16 protein-coding genes are annotated in these 16,460 nt (G+C 73.8%); 10 read left to right on the top strand and 6 right to left on the bottom strand.

Going from position 1 to position 16,460, the window contains the following annotated elements:
- Nucleotides 1–64: 64 nt before the first annotated feature.
- Entirely contained in the window at nt 65–2,401 is a 2,337-nt protein-coding gene (locus tag ACWCHM_RS12050; RefSeq protein ID WP_454222467.1) for a TIM-barrel domain-containing protein, read from the bottom strand.
- 154 nt (nt 2,402–2,555) lie between these two features.
- Between ACWCHM_RS12050 and ACWCHM_RS12045 the strand changes: the two genes are divergently transcribed.
- Entirely contained in the window at nt 2,556–4,649 is a 2,094-nt protein-coding gene (locus ACWCHM_RS12045; RefSeq protein WP_454222466.1) for a beta-galactosidase, read from the top strand.
- A gap of 10 nt (nt 4,650–4,659) precedes the next feature.
- Complete coding sequence (locus tag ACWCHM_RS12040) at nt 4,660–5,946, top strand: O-antigen ligase family protein (protein ID WP_281897587.1); 1,287 nt, start codon at nt 4,660–4,662, stop codon at nt 5,944–5,946.
- Between the two features lie 6 nt (nt 5,947–5,952).
- Here ACWCHM_RS12040 and ACWCHM_RS12035 read toward each other — a convergent pair whose 3' ends face one another.
- A complete protein-coding gene (locus tag ACWCHM_RS12035) occupies nt 5,953–6,603 on the bottom strand; it encodes a LysE family translocator (RefSeq protein WP_454223066.1) in 651 nt (216 codons plus the stop codon).
- Nucleotides 6,604–6,709: 106 nt separating this feature from the next.
- Here ACWCHM_RS12035 and ACWCHM_RS12030 point away from each other — a divergent pair, with 106 nt between their 5' ends.
- Both ACWCHM_RS12030 and ACWCHM_RS12025 read left to right on the top strand, forming a co-directional pair.
- A complete protein-coding gene (locus ACWCHM_RS12030; RefSeq protein ID WP_454222465.1) occupies nt 6,710–7,258 on the top strand; it encodes a GNAT family N-acetyltransferase in 549 nt (182 codons plus the stop codon).
- Nucleotides 7,259–7,339: 81 nt separating this feature from the next.
- Entirely contained in the window at nt 7,340–7,816 is a 477-nt protein-coding gene (locus ACWCHM_RS12025) for a DnaJ family domain-containing protein (RefSeq protein WP_204959811.1), read from the top strand.
- An 8-nt stretch (nt 7,817–7,824) separates the two neighbouring features.
- Here ACWCHM_RS12025 and ACWCHM_RS12020 read toward each other — a convergent pair whose 3' ends face one another.
- A complete protein-coding gene (locus ACWCHM_RS12020; protein ID WP_454222464.1) occupies nt 7,825–8,409 on the bottom strand; it encodes a maleylpyruvate isomerase N-terminal domain-containing protein in 585 nt (194 codons plus the stop codon).
- Nucleotides 8,410–8,461: 52 nt separating this feature from the next.
- A complete protein-coding gene (locus ACWCHM_RS12015; protein ID WP_454222463.1) occupies nt 8,462–9,346 on the bottom strand; it encodes an NmrA family NAD(P)-binding protein in 885 nt (294 codons plus the stop codon).
- Between the two features lie 87 nt (nt 9,347–9,433).
- Between ACWCHM_RS12015 and ACWCHM_RS12010 the strand changes: the two genes are divergently transcribed.
- On the top strand, nt 9,434–10,156 hold the full coding sequence (locus tag ACWCHM_RS12010) for a TetR/AcrR family transcriptional regulator (protein ID WP_454222461.1): 723 nt from the start codon (nt 9,434–9,436) through the stop codon (nt 10,154–10,156).
- A gap of 9 nt (nt 10,157–10,165) precedes the next feature.
- Here ACWCHM_RS12010 and ACWCHM_RS12005 read toward each other — a convergent pair whose 3' ends face one another.
- Entirely contained in the window at nt 10,166–10,888 is a 723-nt protein-coding gene (locus ACWCHM_RS12005) for a hypothetical protein (protein WP_454222460.1), read from the bottom strand.
- 147 nt (nt 10,889–11,035) lie between these two features.
- Here ACWCHM_RS12005 and ACWCHM_RS12000 point away from each other — a divergent pair, with 147 nt between their 5' ends.
- Nucleotides 11,036–11,944, top strand: coding sequence for an alpha/beta fold hydrolase (locus ACWCHM_RS12000; protein WP_421488382.1), 909 nt, complete (start codon nt 11,036–11,038; stop codon nt 11,942–11,944).
- 301 nt (nt 11,945–12,245) lie between these two features.
- Here the strand turns inward: ACWCHM_RS12000 and ACWCHM_RS11995 are convergent, their stop codons facing one another.
- Nucleotides 12,246–12,929 carry a TetR/AcrR family transcriptional regulator gene (locus ACWCHM_RS11995; protein ID WP_281897571.1) on the bottom strand — a complete coding sequence of 228 codons (684 nt, stop codon included), beginning with the start codon at nt 12,927–12,929 and terminating at the stop codon, nt 12,246–12,248.
- A gap of 55 nt (nt 12,930–12,984) precedes the next feature.
- Between ACWCHM_RS11995 and ACWCHM_RS11990 the strand changes: the two genes are divergently transcribed.
- The 4 genes from ACWCHM_RS11990 (at nt 12,985) to ACWCHM_RS11975 (ending at nt 16,434) form a co-directional block, all read left to right on the top strand.
- On the top strand, nt 12,985–14,097 hold the full coding sequence (locus ACWCHM_RS11990; protein ID WP_454222459.1) for an FAD-dependent oxidoreductase: 1,113 nt from the start codon (nt 12,985–12,987) through the stop codon (nt 14,095–14,097).
- Between the two features lie 166 nt (nt 14,098–14,263).
- Complete coding sequence (locus tag ACWCHM_RS11985) at nt 14,264–14,686, top strand: Hsp20/alpha crystallin family protein (RefSeq protein WP_454222458.1); 423 nt, start codon at nt 14,264–14,266, stop codon at nt 14,684–14,686.
- 127 nt (nt 14,687–14,813) lie between these two features.
- Nucleotides 14,814–15,812: a tyrosine-type recombinase/integrase gene (locus ACWCHM_RS11980; RefSeq protein WP_204959804.1), complete on the top strand. Its 999-nt coding sequence runs from the start codon at nt 14,814–14,816 to the stop codon at nt 15,810–15,812.
- Between the two features lie 46 nt (nt 15,813–15,858).
- On the top strand, nt 15,859–16,434 hold the full coding sequence (locus ACWCHM_RS11975) for a TetR/AcrR family transcriptional regulator (RefSeq protein WP_454222456.1): 576 nt from the start codon (nt 15,859–15,861) through the stop codon (nt 16,432–16,434).
- Nucleotides 16,435–16,460 lie beyond the last annotated feature (26 nt).

Below are 16,460 nucleotides of genomic sequence, written 5' to 3'. Positions count from 1 at the left end.
GCTGGAAACTCAACTAACTCTAGCGGCACGTCCGGAGCCCGGACAGCCACCCGGCCCGGTGGGGTCAGTCCGGCGGGAACCACGGCACGAACGGCGTCGGGGCGACCGGTTCGCCGTTGAGCAGCAGCCGGCGGGGGGCGTCGTCGCCCACCACGCTCACCCGGCGCACCCGCAGCGGCCCGTCGGTGCGTACCCGCAGGGTGTCACCGTCACGCAGCGCCCGCACCACGGTGTCGCCGTCGACGTCGTGCAGCACCGTGCTGGCGTCCGAGCCGCCCCAGCTGACCAGGGTGACGTCGTCGAACGGGCCGTCGCCGACGGTGCCGGCGGCCGGGACGAGCGGCACCAGCGCGCCGTGCCGCACGAACAGCGGCAGCCGGTGCAGCGGCACGGCCACCCGCAGGTGCCGCCCGCCGCCGTGCCGTTCGCCGGTGCCGGCGTCCATCCAGTCGTCGCCGGTGGGCAGGTAGACGGCCCGCCGCCCGGACGGGTCGATGACCGGGGCGACGAGCAGGTCGGTGCCGAGCCGGTACTGCAGGTCGGTGGTCCACGCGGTCGGGTCGTCGGGCGTGTCGACGAGCAGCGCCCGCATCATCGGCGCGCCGGTGCGTGCCGCCTCCACGGCAGCCGACCACAGGTACGGCATCAGCCGGTACCGCAGCCGCAGCGCGGCGACCGCGTCCCGTTCGGTGTCGGCGGGGAAGTCCCAGGGCAGCCGGCTGGTGGTGCCGTGCAGCCGGACCAGCGGCGACAGCGCCCCGAACTGGGTCCACCGCACGTACAGGTCCGCCTCGGGGGTGCCGTGGAAACCGCCGGTGTCGTGGCTCCAGAACGGCACCCCGGACAGCCCGTGCGACAGCCCGCCGCGCAGGGTGCTGGCCAGGCCGGGCCAGGTGGCGTTGACGTCGCCGCTCCACTGCGCGCTGTGCCGTTGCCCGCCCAGGTACGACGAGCGGGCCCACACCGTACGGTGCCCGGCGACCTCCCCGGTGAGGTCGGCGACGACGTCGTTGAACAGCAGGGTGTAGACGTTGTGCAGTTCGACGCCGGTCATGCCGTTGTGCGCCACCGCGTCGGCCGGCACGCCCTCGGCGAAGTCGGTCTTGAACACGGCCACCCCCTGTTCCAGCAGGGGCCGCAGCAGCCCCCGGAACCAGTCGACGGCGTCGGGGTTGGTGAAGTCGACGATGGCGCTGGCCGGGTAGCTGCCGTGCCACACGTCCGCCACGTACGTGCCGCCGTCCGCGCGGCGCAGGAAGTAGCCGGCGCGGGCCGCGTCGGCGTACAGCGGGCTGTCGGTCATCAGGTACGGGTTCATCCACAGGCACACCCGGAAGCCCTGCCCGGTGAGGGTGGCCAGCATCCCGGCCGGGTCGGGGAACGCCTCGTCGTCCCAGCGCAGTTCCGACCAGCGGCCGGCGACCTGCCAGTAGCAGTCCAGGTGCAGCACGTCGCAGGGGATGTCGCGGTCCCGGATGCGGCGGGCCCGCTCCAGCACCCGCTGCTGGCTGTCGGGGTAGAACCCGGAGGAGATCCACGCCCCGAAGGCCCACTTCGGCGGCAGGTACGGCCGGCTGGTCAGTTCGTCGAACCGGTCCAGCACCTCGACGGGGGTGGGGCCGGCGAGCACGTAGTAGTCGAGCAGGTCGTCGGGGACGAGGATCTGCACGGCGCTGTGGGTGGACTGGCACATGTCGAACTCGACGGGCATGCCGCTGTCGACGAGCACCCCGTAGCCCCGGTCGGACAGGTAGAACGGCACGTTCTTGTGGGACCGGTCGGACTCTCCGCCGAAGGCGTCGTAGTTCCACATCAGGGCCCGTTGGCCGCGTTTGTCCAGCGGGGTGAACTTCTCCCCGAAGCCGACGAACCGTTCGTCGCCGAACGCCACGAAGCTCTCGTGCCAGGCGACGGGCGTGCCGTCGACGCTGCTGCGGCCGAACGGCAGGGTGCGGCGTCGGCCGCTGATGTCCCGGGTGCCCGGGTCCTGGTCGAGCAGCACCCGCCCGTCGGGGGTGAGGAACCGCAGGTGCCACGGGTCGAGGCGGATCTCGGCGACGACCGCGCCGGCGTCGATGAGCACGTGGGTGTCGTCCACGGTGATCGCGGCGGGGTGGGGCCGGGGGTGGACCAGGGGCACCGCGCGGGCTGAGCGGCTGCGGGCCTGCGGGTCCTCGGTGAGGCGGACCCGGATCACGCCGTGGCCGGCGGCGTCGAGGCGGACCACCAGGCTGCCGCCGTCGGAGAGGGTGGCCTTGACGGTGACCCCGTGCCCGTCGGTGGCGACGACCTCGGCCCGGCCGACGGTGGCGACCCCGTCCTCGCCCGGTTCCCGTACGGGCAGGTCGGGCGGGTCGGCCACGAACGTCTCGTACGGGACCAGCGGCGGTCGGTACGGCATCGGCGTCTCCTCGGGGCTTTTCCGGCGGTACCGACAGTTTCTTTGCCTTCCCAACGAACTGTCAACGAGGGACTTCGATTGACCTGCGATCAACCCGATTGACATGGGTAAATCACCTCCATAGTTTGGACGCCTATCAAACAAAGTCGACGGGATGGTGGGTATGTGGGACGACGGGCGGCTCTGCCACGGCGGTGACTACAACCCCGAGCAGTGGCCCGCCGCCACCTGGCGCGAGGACATCGCCCTGATGCGCCGGGCCCGGGTCAACCTGGTCACCGTCGGCGTGTTCGCCTGGTCCCGGCTCGAACCCGCCCCCGGCCGCTACGACCTCGGTTGGCTCGACGAGGTGCTGGACCTGCTGCACGACGGCGGCATCCGGGTCGCCCTGGCCACCCCCACCGCCTCCCCACCGCCCTGGTTCTCCCTGGCCCACCCCGACGCGCTGCCGGTCACCGCCGACGGCGTCCGGCTGCACCACGGCAGCCGCGACACCTACTGCGCCGCCGCCCCCGCCTACCGGGCCGCCGCCCGGGGCATCGCCGCCACCCTCGCCGCCCGCTACGCCCACCACCCGGCCGTGGCCCTGTGGCGCGTGCACAACGAGTACGGCACCACCTGCCACTGCCCGCACGCCGAGACCGCGTTCCGGCGCTGGCTCGTCGAACGCCACGGCGACCTGGCCACCCTCAACGCCGCCTGGGCCACCAGCTTCTGGAGCCAGCACTACACCGACTGGGCGTACGTGAGCACCCCCCGGGCCACCCAGTACCTCGGCAACCCCGGCCAGCTGCTGGACTTCCGGCGGTTCTGGTCCGACACCCTGCTCGCCGCGTACGTCGAACAACGTGACCTGCTGAAGGCGGCCAACCCGGCGCTGCCGGTCACCACCAACTACGTCCTGGGCGACTGGGTGCCGGTCGACCACGCCCGCTGGGCCGCCGAGGTGGACCTGGTCGCCGTCGACCACTACCCGACGGCGGTCGACGGCGGCGCCGAGGAACAGACCGCCCTCGCCGCCGACCTCGCCCGCGGCTGGGCGCGACACGGCCGCCGCCGGGCCACCACCCGACCCGGCGCGACCCCCGTCGACGGGCCCGCCAGCTGGCTGCTGATGGAGAGCGCCGCCAGCCAGATCCACACCACCGGACGCTCGCACACCAAGGAACCCGGCCGGATGGCCCGGCACAGCCTGTCCCACGTCGCCCGGGGCTCCCGGGGGGCGATGTTCTTCCAGTGGCGGGCCCCGGCCGGCGGCGCGGAACGCTTCCACTCCGCGCTGGTGCCGCACACCGGCCCCGACAGTCGGGTCTTCCACGAGACGGTCCGCCTCGGCGAACACCTCGACCGGCTCGCCGAGGTCACCACCGGCGAGGTGACCGCGTCGGTCGCGCTGGCCTTCGACGCCGCCAGCAGCTGGGCGCTGCGCCACCCCGGCATGCCCTCGACCCTGCTCGACGGGCACGCCGAACTGGCCGCCGCGCACCGGGCGCTGTGGCGGGCCGGCTACGGCTGCGACGTGATCGTCCCCGGCGACCCGCTCGACCGGTACCGGCTGCTCGTCCTGCCCGCCGTCTATCTCGCCGACGACGCCACCGCCGGTTGGGTCCGCGACCACGTCGAGGCGGGCGGGCACCTGCTGGTCGGCTACCTCAGCGGCGTCGCCGACCCGCACGGCCGGGTACACCTCAGCGGCTACCCCGGCGCGTACCGCGAGCTGCTCGGCCTGCGCGTCGAGGAGTTCCATCCGCTCGCCGCCGACGAACAGGTGCTGCTCTCCGGCGGCGGCACCGGCCGGATCTGGTCGGAGACCGTGCACCTGGACGGCGCCGAACCCGTCGGCACGTACGTCGGCGGGGTGCTCGACGGCCGACCGGCGGTGACCCGGCACCGGGTCGGCGACGGCACCGCCTGGTACCTGTCGACCCGACCCGACGACCGCACCTACCGGCAGCTGGTCACCCAGGTGGCCCAGGCCGCCGGGGTCGTCCCGGTATGCCCGGACGCCCCGCCCGGCGTGGAGGCGGTACGCCGCGCCCACCCGCAGGCGAGCTGGCTGTTCCTGCTCAACCACACCGACCGGCCGCAGCGGGTGCCGGCCATCGGGGTCGACCTGCTCACCGGCATCGTCGCCGACGGCACGGTGGTCCTGCCGGCCGGCGGCCTGGCGGTGATCCGCGAGCAACCGGCCCCGATGGCGTCGGTCCCAGCCACTCCGCCGATGACCGACCGGACCCCACCCGCCTAACCTTGCCCCGGTGAGGACGAGGAACGCGGTGCCGCCGCGCGCACTGCCACTCTGGCCGCTGTACCTGATGTTCGCGGCGATGCCGCTGTGGTGGCTGCTCGGCGGGCTCTACCTCGGCTGGGCGCTGTTCGGGATGCTGCTGGCGGTGGTCCTGCTCACCCACGGCCGGGTGTCCTGGCCACCCGGCTCGGCGCTGTGGTTCGTCCTCGTCGGCCTCATCATGGTCAGCGCCACCCGGCTGGAGAAGGCCAGCAGCCTGCTCGTCTACGGCCTGCGGCTGGGCTTCGTCGTCACCGCCCTCGTGGTCTACCTGTACGTCTACACCGCCGCCCGGCAGGGGGCCCGCTGGGACCGGCTGTTCCAACCGGTGCTGTTCTTCTGGCTGGGGATGGTGGCGCTCGGCTGGCTCGGCGTGCTGGCTCCCCGGCTGGCGTTGACCACCCCGGTGGAGGTGCTGCTGCCCGACGGGCTGGCCGGGCAGCGGATGATCCGGGCGGTCACCCACGTGCACTCCACCGAGTTCAACCCTACCGGCCGCAACCCGTACTACCGCACGGCCGCCCCGTACCCGTACACCAACAACTGGGGTACGGGATTCGCGTTGCTGGTGCCGTGCGTGCTGGCGTACCTGTCGGCGGTGCGCACCGGGCCGCTGCGCCGGGTGCTGCTGGTGTCCCTGCCGCTGGCCATGGTGCCGGCGTTCCTCACCCTCAACCGGGGCATGTTCATCGGCCTCGGGGTGGGCCTGGCCTACCTGGGGCTGCGCGCCCTGCTGCGCGGCGACGTCCGGCTCATCGGCACGATCACCGCCGCGGTGGCCGTGGCCTGGGTGGTCACCCTGGTCGTCCCGGTCGGCGACATGATCATGAATCGGGTGGAGAACACCGACTCGACCCGGGACCGCGCCGACCTCTACCGCCAGACCCTGGACGCGGTCCTGCACTCGCCGCTGCTCGGCTACGGCGCCCCCCGCACCGCCGACACCACCACCGGCGCGGAACCCCTCGGCACCCAGGGTCAGGTCTGGCTGACCATGTACAGCCACGGCGTGCCCGCCCTGCTGATGCTGCTGGCCCTGCTCGTGGTGCTGGTCCGCAGCACCGCCGTCGCCGTGTCCGCCGCCGGCCGGTGGCTGAGCGTGGTGCCGGTGGTCGCCCTCGCCCTGGCCCCGTTCTACGGCTTCACCGACATGAACCTGTCGGTGATGTTCTATGCGATCGGGCTGGCCGTGGCCGCCGTCGACGGCCCGGTGAACCGGCAACTACCGACGGCGACGCCCCGGCCGGCGGCGGTCTGAGCGGGGTCAGCCGGCCGCCACCGCGGCCCGGGACCGGTCCGCCGCAATCCGTACCGCCATCGCCGCGAGCATGCTGCCGGTCACCCACCGCTGGACCCGCGCCCAGCCCGGCCGGCGCACCAGGAACGTCGACACCGACCCGGCGGTCAGCACGATCAGCGTGTTCACCGCCAACGCGACGGTGATCTGGGTGCCGCCGAGCAGCAGGCTCTGCACCGCCACGTCGCCTCGGGCGGGGTCGACGAACTGCGGCAGCAACGACACGTACAAGATGGCGATCTTGGGGTTGAGCAGGTTGGTGAGCAGCCCCATGGCGAACAGCCGACGCGGCCGGTCCACCGGCAGCGCCTGCGGCGTGAACGCCGAGCGCCCACCCGGGCGCAGCGTCCGCCAGGCCAACCGCAGCAGGTACGCCGCCCCGGCCAGCTTCACCGCCGTGTACAGCGGTGGCACCAGCACGAAGACCGTGGCGATGCCGGCGACCGCGGCGGCCAGGTAGACGCCGAAGCCGGCGGCCACCCCGAGCAGGGAGACCAGCCCGGCCCGACGGCCCTGGCTGACCGACCGGGAGACCAAATAGACCATGTTCGGCCCCGGCGTGAGCACCAGACCGAGCGCCACCAGGGCGATTCCCGCCACCGCACCGACCGTGACCATCGCGCCCCCGTCCGTCGTTCCCACCCCGCACCCTACGCCGCGTCGTCGTCGCGCGACGTCCCGGCAGGGGTTCCGGACACCGCACGGCAACGGCCACACTGCTCAGATGTCTGTGACCCTGCGGGCCGCCCCCACCGTCACCGCGCCCGCCCTGGTCCTGCGCTGCTGGCGCGACGACGACGTCGACGCGTTGGTCGAGGCGTACCGGGATCCACAGCTGCGGGCCCGCACGCGTAACCCGCTGACCACCCCGGCGCAGGCCAGACGCTGGGTCGACGGCAACCGGCAGGGCTGGGCGGCGGGCCGCCGGTTCAGCTTCGCCGTCTGCGAACCCGCGCCCGACGGCGACCTGGTGGTCGGTTGCGTCCTGCTCAAGGACGTCGCGCCGGGCCGCGCCGACGCGGAGATCGGCTACTGGACGGCCGGGCCGGCGCGTGGCCGTCAGGTGGCGTCCCGGGCGGTGGACGCGGTGAGCCGGTGGGCGTTCACCCGGTTCGCCGCGACCGGGCTGGCCCGGCTGGAACTGCTGCACCAACTGGACAATCCGGCGTCCTGCCGGGTGGCGCAGAAGAGCGGCTTCCCGTTCGTCGAGGTGCTGCCGGCCCGGCCGCCGTTCCCCCTCGACGGGCACCGCCACGTGCGTCACCACCGCTGAACGCCGGGAATGTCTCCCGCCGTGCAGGCGCTGCACCGGTGACGGCCGGTTGGATACGGTGGCGGGGGAGGTGTCCGCAGGATGGTGGACGCGTGGGAGGCTTCGGTCGAGGCGCAGATCCGCAGCGCCCAGGAACGGGGCGAGTTCGACAATCTGCCCGGCGCGGGCAAGCCGATCCCCGGCCGTGACCTGCCCTATGACGAGTCCTGGTGGATCACGAGTTTCCTGGAGCGGGAGGCGCTGCCCACCGATCTGCTGCTGCCCACCCCGCTGCAGTTGCGCCGCCGGGTCGAGCAGGTGCCCGACGAGGTTCGCGACCTGCCCACCGAGGAGTCGGTCCGGGAGTTCGTCGGGCTGCTCAACCAGGAGATCGTGGCGTGGCTGCGGTATCCCGCCGGGCCCCGGGTGGCGGTCCGCCCGGTCGACACCGAGGCGGTGCTGCGCGGGTGGCGGGCCCACCGCGCCACCCGCGCCGTCCCCGCTCCGTCCGCTCCGACGCCCACGCCCCCGGCACGACGCCCCCGGTTCCGCTGGCCGTGGCGGCGACCGCCGGGGTAGCCGCCGGATCAGTCGACGGCGGCCCGCCAGGTCCACGAGACGCGCCGGGGCCGCTCACCCAGGGTCGCCCGACCGGTCATCCAGAGCAGCACGTCGGCCGGGTCACCGGTGGGCGCGTCGGGGAACAGCCGCCCCAGCACCGCCGCGCTGGCGGCCGCCGGCGGCCGCCACGTCACCTCCAGCCCCCGGGTGATGTCGTACGTGTGCAGCAGCGTCTCGGCGATGCCCATGGCGGCGAAGCCGGGCGGGTCGCAGGGCCCCCAGTGCCAGGCGCGGGTGTGCGCGGGGACGGTGTCGAGCGCGGCGGCGAGCAGCCCCCCGCAGGCGGTCACCACCACCAGCACCTGCGCCGGGGTGGCGTCGGGGTGGACCCGCAGGTCGAGCGGGAGGTAGCCGGTGTCGGGCCGGCCGGTGAGCTGGGTGGCGTAGCCGAGCAGGTCGTGGGCGATGTGCGCGGCGGTCGTCCGGCACGACCAGTCCAGGCCCCCGGCGGGGCCGGTCCAGTCCCGTCCGGTGTACGGGCCCAGTGTGCGGGTCGCCTCGTCGACCGCGTCGCGGACCCCGCGACCGGTCAGCCGTTCGTCGGTGGGCATACGGCCGATCCTCGCACCACAGTGGCCCGCGTGCCGGGTCGCGCGGCGCGGCTCAGACCGGCCGTACGGGCTGCGGGCCGGCGGCGACGAGAGTTTCGACCACCGACCGGGCTGGTGTCGGACGCCGGCCCAGCAGAGCCTGAAGGGCCGGGTCGGTGACCGCGAACTCGCCCCGCCGGGCCGCCCGGTACATGCCGAGGGTGAAGTCGGCAGCGGCCTCGGGCATGCCCCGGGCGACGGCGGTGGACCGCCACTCGTCGTCGTCGAGGACGACCCGGGTGACGGTGCGGCCGGTCAGTTCGGTGAGAATGTCGGCCACCGCCGCCAGGTCGAGGGCCTCCCCGGCGGTCAACGCGGGGGTGACGCCGTCGAGCCCGCCCCGACCGGCCAGCGCGATGGCGGCGGCCTCGGCCAGGTCGTCGTGCGCGGTCCAGGACACCGGCCCGTCGGCCGGTGCCACCAGGCGGCCGGTGGTCACGGCGTCGCCGATGACGAACCCGAGGGTGCTCGCGTAGAAGCCGTTGCGCAGCGCGGTGAACGGCACCCCGGTCGCGGCCAGGTGCTCCTCGGTCACGGCGTGGGTGACCTGGGCGGGGAAGAGTGAGTCGCGGGAGGCGGCCTGGTGGCTGGTGTAGAGGATGCGGGTGGCTCCGGCGGCGCAGGCGGCGTCGATGGCGGCCCGGTTCGCTCCCACCGCGTCGCCGCCCCGGATCGCGGCGGACACGATCAGCACCTGGTCGGCCCCGGCGAATGCCTGCTCCAGCGTGGCGGGGTCGGTGAAGTCCCCCCGGCGGACCCGCACGCCGCGTTCGGCCAGGTGGGCAGCCTTGTCGACGTCGCGCACGCTCACCCCCACGGTGGCGGCGGACACCCGGGCCAGCAGTTGGTCGACGATCCGGGAGCCGAGCTGCCCGGTGGCGCCGGTGATGACGAACACGATGACGACCCTTCGACGAATCAACGTTACGCCAGAGACGTTAACACTGATATTTCACCGCTAACAAGGTGCTGTTATCGTTGATCCGTGACGGTGACGCCAGACCCCCCGCCCCGCGACGACGTACGGACCGACATCGTCGTCGCCGCCGCCCGCCTGCTGCGCGAGCACGGTGCGTCCGCGGTGACCACCCGCGCCGTCGCCCAGGCCGCAGGCGTGCAGGCACCCACCATCTACCGGCTGTTCGGTGACAAGAACGGCCTCGTCGACGCCGTCGCCGAACACGTGATGGCCACCTACGTCGCCACCAAGACGGCCGACGACGTGTCGGGGGACCCGGTGGCCGACCTGCGCGCCGGATGGCACACGCACCTGGAGTTCGGCCTGGCCAACCCCGAGCTGTTCCGGCTGCTCGGCACGCGCGGGCCCGGCGACCCGTCCCCGGCGTCGGTGGCCGGCCTCGCGGTGCTGCGCTCCCGGGTACGTCGGCTCGCCGCCGCCGGCCTGCTACGGGTCGACGAGCAGCGGGCCACCATGATGGTCCACGCCGCCGGCACCGGCGTCATCCTCACCCTGCTGGGCACCCCCGCACCGCAGCGCGACCCCGGACTGGGCGACGCCGTGCTCGACGCCGTGCTCGGCGGCATCCTCACCACCACCCCGGCGCCCCCCGACCCGACCCTGCGCACGGCCGCGGTGACCCTCGCAGCGGTGACGCCGGACCTGCCCGGCCTCACCGACGCCGAACGCACGCTGTTGACCGAATGGCTCACCCGGTCCCTGGCCCGGCTGAGCCACCCACCGCAGTAGCCGTGACGGTCAGCGGAACCGGTCGACGGTGACAGGGATCAGCCCCTGCTGCCGCACCTGCGTGGTCAGGTCGCGCAGGAGCACACCGACCGCCTCGTCACGCCCGCCCGCCAGATCGCAGGTCACATCCAGTCCCCAGGCGGCGCCCGCGGCGACCCGGCGCAGCTCCCAGCGGAAGGCGTCACGGCCGACCCGACGGCGCACCGTGCCCAGGACCCGTACCCCGGGCTCCCCGAGATCGCCGGTGACCGGCATCCGCCACTCCTCGCCCAGCGCCGCCAGGCCACCGGGGGGCAGCGCGCCGACGAACAGGATCCGGTAGACGCGCGTCTCGCGGAACCCCGGTGTCGCCTCGGGCCGGTGCAGCAGCAGGGGCGGCGACGGCGGTACGCAGGGCACGCCGAAACACGCCCGCAGCGTGGTCTCGCCCGGCAGGTCGGCACCGCAGAGGCTCCGGTACAGCGTCGCCGCCCCGGCCCGACCGGCAGGCGTCACCCGGGCCCACAGCGTGGGATCGACGCGCACCCGCCGGCTGGTGGCCGACGCGTCGGACCACCGGCCCTGCGCGCGGTGCCAGCCGGCACTCACCAGCCCGACGCAGGAGTGGTCCACCGCGAGGAGGAACTCCTCGACAAGCAGCCCCTCCGGCCCGCCGGCACCATCGTGGACCAGGTAGTAGTGCAGATCGGTGGAGGGTCCGGCCATCTGCCGCGCCCCGAAGGCCGTCGTCACCCGTCAATTCTCCGGCCGGCCGGCGTGCGGCCCCAGTCCGGCTCGCCGCAGGCTTCGTCCTGCACCTCCTAATTATCCCACGAGCGCCTTCTGTCGCTACAACAGGTAGCGGCTCACGTGCCGACCGGTGACCGCTACGGTGCCGGCATGCTTACTGGCGAGGAGAAGTTCGTTCGGTGCGGGCAGGTGCGGTTGTGGACCGAGCGTTTCGGTCACCCCGACGACCCCACCGTCCTGTTGGTCATGGGCACGTCCACCCAGGGCATCGGCTGGCCCGACGAACTGGTGCAGGCCCTGGTGGACAGCGGCCGGCAGGTGATCCGGTTCGATCACCGGGACACCGGCCGTTCCGACTCCGTCGATTTCGCGACGCGCCCCTATGCGCTGGCTGACCTGGCCACGGACGCGGTCGGCGTCCTGGACGCGTACGGTGTCGCCGCCGCGCACGTCGTGGGGACCTCGCTGGGGGCGGCGATCGGGCAGTGGCTCGCCGTGCACCGGGCGGCCCGGGTCCGCACCCTGACGGCGATGGCTTCGTCTCCGATGGGGAACAACCCCGGTCCGGCGTGGGCGCGGGCGCTGGCCGGTCAACCGGCGGCACCGGATGCGCTTCCCCCTCCGACGGCGCGGTTCCTCGCCCACCTCATGGACGCGGCGAAGGCACCCCGGGCGACGGCCCGGCAGCGGGTGGACGCCGACGTGCAGACCTGGCGGGTGCTCAACGGCGACGTGTTGCCCTTCGACGAGCCGGCCGCACGACGGTTCGTCGAACACTGTCACGACCGGGCCGACAACCTCGCCGCCGCCGCGAACCACGATCTGGCCGGTCGGCGCTGGGACGACGACCGGCGGGCGTCGCTGTCCGGCATCACGGCCGCGACGTTGGTCCTGCACGGCAGCGACGACCCGCTGTTCCCACAGGCCCATGGTGAGGCGCTCGCGGCGCAGATCCCCACGGCGCGGCTGGAGATCGTGCCCGGGATGGGCCACCACCCGTTCTTCGCACCCGGGCTCACCGAGCGGATCGCCGGCTCCGTCATCCGCCACACGACCTGATCCTCGCCCCGCGGCGGCGTGCCGGCCGCCGCGGGGCGAGGGGACCGCTTCGACAGCCAGCCGATCATCCGGCTCTAATTATCGTATTACCGATAACTGCAATACGATAATTAGAGCCGCCAAAAAGGGCATAACAGTGCAGCACCATAATGACTGTTCTGTTGTATCCCGCCCCGCTCCCGCAACTGGGTGACGGGCGCGACGGCCGAGGGCTCCGGTGGCCGTCGCGACGGCGAACAGTTCGGTGGGCATGGGCACACCCTCGCCAGCGACGCCGTCGCCGACAGCCGGATTTCCCGGGTCACCCGGACAGTCGGGCGGCCACGGCGTCGAGGACCCAGTCCAGGCCGGTGGCGAAGGAGGTCGCGGCGTCCACCTCGGTGCCGTCGTGCACGGCCCGGGCCAGCGCCGGATAGCGGCCGGTGGCCAGGATCCTCGTCACCTGCGGGCCGTGGGCGCGCTGCCAGTCGCGTTCGGACAGGCCCGTGGCACGTTCGGCCCGCAGGTTGGCGATCTCCCGTCGGAGCGCGCCGATGACGTAGGCGGCGACGGTTTCCACGGCGCGCAGGACCGTGTCGGTGTCGGCGCGACCGTCGAGGGCGGCCAGTTGGGCCTCGGCCACGGCGAGGCCGTTCGGCCCCAGGGAGGGTCGGCCGCCGAGCAGGTCGGCCAGCCACTCGTGGCGCAGCACGGTCCGCCTGGTGCCGTGGGCGACGACCCGCAGTGTCGCGCGCCAGCCGGCGGGCTGTCCGGCGGGAAGGATCTCGGCGTACACGGCGTCGACCATCAGGTCGAGCAGCTCGTCCTTGGTGGCGATATAGCCGTACAGCCGCATCGGGCCGGCGTTCAGGCGGGCGGCGACCTTGCGCAGCGACACCGCCGCGAGGCCACCCTCGTCGGCCAGCGCGACGGCGGCGGCGACGATCTGTTCCCGGTCGAGCGGCACCGGGGGAGGTGGCGGCATCGGCCGGTCCCACACGGTCACGGATCACCTCCGGCTGGTGGCGGCGAGACGGGCGCAGTCAATACAGTGTATCGCCATGAGACAGCGTATCGCCGTGGTGGGTGCCGGCCCCGGTGGCCTCACCTTCGCCCGGGTCCTGCACCGCCTCGGCCATCCCGTCGTCGTCCTCGAACGCGATCGGGGGCCCGACGCCCGCCCCCCGGGCGGCACGCTGGACCTGCACGAAGGGCTGGGTCAGCTGGCGCTGGACAAGGCGGGGCTGCTGGCCCGGTTCCGGGCGGTGTCGCGTCCCGAGGGGCAGGCCATGCGCATCCTCGACCCGGCGGGAACGGTGCTGCGGGACTGGCGGCCCCGCCCGGACGAGCGGGCCAATCCGGAGATCGACCGTGGACAACTGCGTGACCTGCTGCTCGGCCCGCTCGACGTGCGGTGGGGGCAGCAGGTTACCGGCGTGACGCCGGGGGACGGCGCGGCGGTGCGTTTCGCCGACGGGCGACAGGAGACGTTCGATCTCGTGGTGGGCGCGGACGGCGCGTGGTCGCGGGTGCGGCCGGCGGTGTCGCCGGCGACCCCGCGCTACACCGGCGTCACCGCGGTCGAGACCTCCCTCGACGACGTCGACGCCCGCCATCGCGACCTCGCCGGGCTGATCGGCGACGGCGCGGTCGGGGTGTACGGGGTGAACCGCGCGATCGTCGCCCAACGCACCAGCGGCGGCCACGTCAAGGTGTACGCCCAGTTCCGCGCGCCGTTGGACTGGCACGCCGGGCTGGATCTGACCGACGTCGAGGCGACCCGACGGGTCCTGCTGGCCCTGTTCGACGGGTGGGCGCAACCGGTGCGCGACCTGCTCGGCCGGGGCGCCGCGTTCGTCCACCGCCCCCTGCACGTGCTTCCCGTGTCCCACACGTGGGCGCACGTGCAGGGGGTCACACTGCTGGGTGACGCCGCGCACCTGATGCCGCCGTTGGGGGCGGGCGCGAACCTCGCGATGCTCGACGGCGCCGAACTGGCGGAGTCCGTGGCCGCCGACGGGGGCGACCTGGACGCGGTGGTGCGGGCCTGGGAGGAACGGATGTGGGCCAGGGCCGCCAGGTGGGCGGCGATCACCGCTGCCGGTCTGGACCGTCTGGTCGGTCCGGACCCGGCCGCGGCCCTCGCCCTGTTCGACGAGGTCCAGCCCTCCTGAGCGCCACCCGACGGCCCCGCCGCCGACGCATCGGGCCGTGAACGGCGGCGGCGGCGCGGCCGGGTTGACGGACGCGCCGCCACGAGGTAAATACTGAAGTACGAGTTGAGCCGACCCGACTCAACTCAAAGGACCTTCGGCCCGAGGAAACCGAGGAGGCACGACCATGCTGATGCGTACCGACCCCTTCCGTGAGATCGACCGGCTCGCCGAGCAGCTCTTCGGCACCACCAGCCGCCCCGCGGTGATGCACCTGGACGCCTGGCGCGACGGCGACCACTTCCACGCCGCGTTCGACCTGCCCGGGGTGGACCCCGACAGCATCGACTGCACGGTGGAGCGCAACGTGCTGACCGTCCGCGCGCAGCGCCGCCGTCCCACCACCGACACCGTCGAACTCGTCGCCGCCGAACGCCCGATGGGCACCTTCTCCCGGCAGCTGTTCCTCGGCGACACCCTCGACACCGACCGGCTGGAGGCCAGCTACGAGCACGGGGTGCTGACGCTGCGCATCCCGATCGCCGAGCGGGCCAAGCCGCGTCGGGTCCCGGTCACCGCCGGTAACGGCCACCGGCAGATCACCGCTTGACCGGCACGCCCACGGTGGGGGTCGACACGGCCCCCACCGGGCCAAACACCGTCGCGCCCGGGCGTCGGGCAATCCGCTCGGGCGCGCCTCACCGTGATTACCCAGCAGGGCTGAGAGTCTTTCTCGCATGCCACGTCCCGACGTCCCCGTCCTGCCCCACGCCTCGACCCACCCGGCGCTCACCGGCACACCCGTCGACTTCACCGAGGCGTGGCTGCGTAACCGGCGGTTGTCGGCACACACCCGCGACGCGTACCGGCGCGACATCGCCGGCTGGCTCACCTGGTGCGCCGCCGCTGACCTCGACCCGCTGCGGGCCAACTTCCTCACCGTCAACGCCTACGCCCGGCAACTGGAGGCCACCCCGTCGGCGCGCAGCGGCCGACCGTTGACCCCGGCCACCGTCGCCCGGAAGCTCTCCGCCCTGTCCAGCTGGTACGAGTTCCTGGTCAAGCTGCGGGCCGTCGAGGCCAACCCGGTCGCCGGCGCCGACCGGCCCCGCATCGACCGGGACCACTCGGCAACCGTCGGGCTCACCCCGCAGGAGGTCGACGCGCTGCTCGCCGCCGCCGACACCGACACCGGCCCGACCGCCGCCCGCAACCGAGCCGCCGTCGCCCTGCTGGCCGACCTCGGCCTGCGCGTCGGTGAGCTGGTCTCGCTCGACCTGGCCGATCTCGGCGCCGAACGCGGGCACCGCAGCGTCCGCTTCGTCGGCAAGGGCGGCAAGGCCCGCCGCCGGGCGCTCACCCCCGGCACCGCCCACGCGGTGGACGCCTACCTGGCCGACCGGGCGGCGGCAGCGGGGGTGAGCGTGGACGCGTTGACCGGCCCGCTGCTGGCCACCGCCACCGGCGGCCGCCTCGACCGGCACTCGGTGTTCCGGCTGGTGCGCCGGCTGGCCGAAGCCGCGGGCATCGCGGCGGCGGCGAAGCTGTCCCCCCACTCGCTGCGGCACGCCTTCGCCACCACCGCCCGCGAGGAGGGGGTGCCGCTGGAGGACGTCCAGGACGCGATGGGCCACGCCGACCCGCGGACCACCCGCCGCTACGACCGCGACCGGCACAACCTCGACCGGGATCCGGCGTACGTCATCTGGGCGGCCCGGGCGCGGCGGCGCAGCTGAAAAAAACCGATTGACGGAGTAAGCGCTCACTCCCGAGCCTGGTGCCATGACGGCATCCGGGGGACGTCGGCGGCGCGCGCCGGCCATGAGCGCCGACCGACGTCGCGCCATGATCGTGCAGACCGCCCTGCCGCTGCTGACCCGCCGGGGCACCGCCCTGACCACCGCCGAGGTGGCCCGCGCCGCCGGGATCGGCGAGGCCACGGTGTTCCGTGCCTTCGCCGACAAACAGGCGCTGCTCGACGCCTGCGTCGCCGAGGTCCTGCGTCCCGACCCGCTGCTGGAGCGGTTGGCGCGGGTCGAGCGGACCCGGCCCCTCGCCGACCGGCTCACCGAGGCCGCCACCGTCATCCGCACCCACCTGGCCCGGCTGGGTGCGGTGCTGGGTGCCCTGCACGCGGCCGGCCGGTCCCGGCACATCCCACCGCCCACCGGTGCGGCGGTCCGCGCAGCGGTGGCCACGCTGTTCACCCCCGACGCCGACCGGCTGCGGCTACCCGCCGACCAGCTCGCCGACCTCTTCCTCGGTCTGCTGTCCCCACCCGGACCGTTGGCCACCGCAGCGCCGTCGACGACAGTCCTGGTCGACCTGTTCCTGCACGGCACGCTCACCGACCACTGACCCCGTCGGGGCCGGCACGGCAGACC

The sequence above is a fragment of the Micromonospora sp. SCSIO 07396 genome (genome assembly GCF_053667945.1).
The sequence above is the reverse complement of the archived record's forward strand: the minus strand, read 5'-3'. Positions and strand labels throughout refer to the sequence as shown.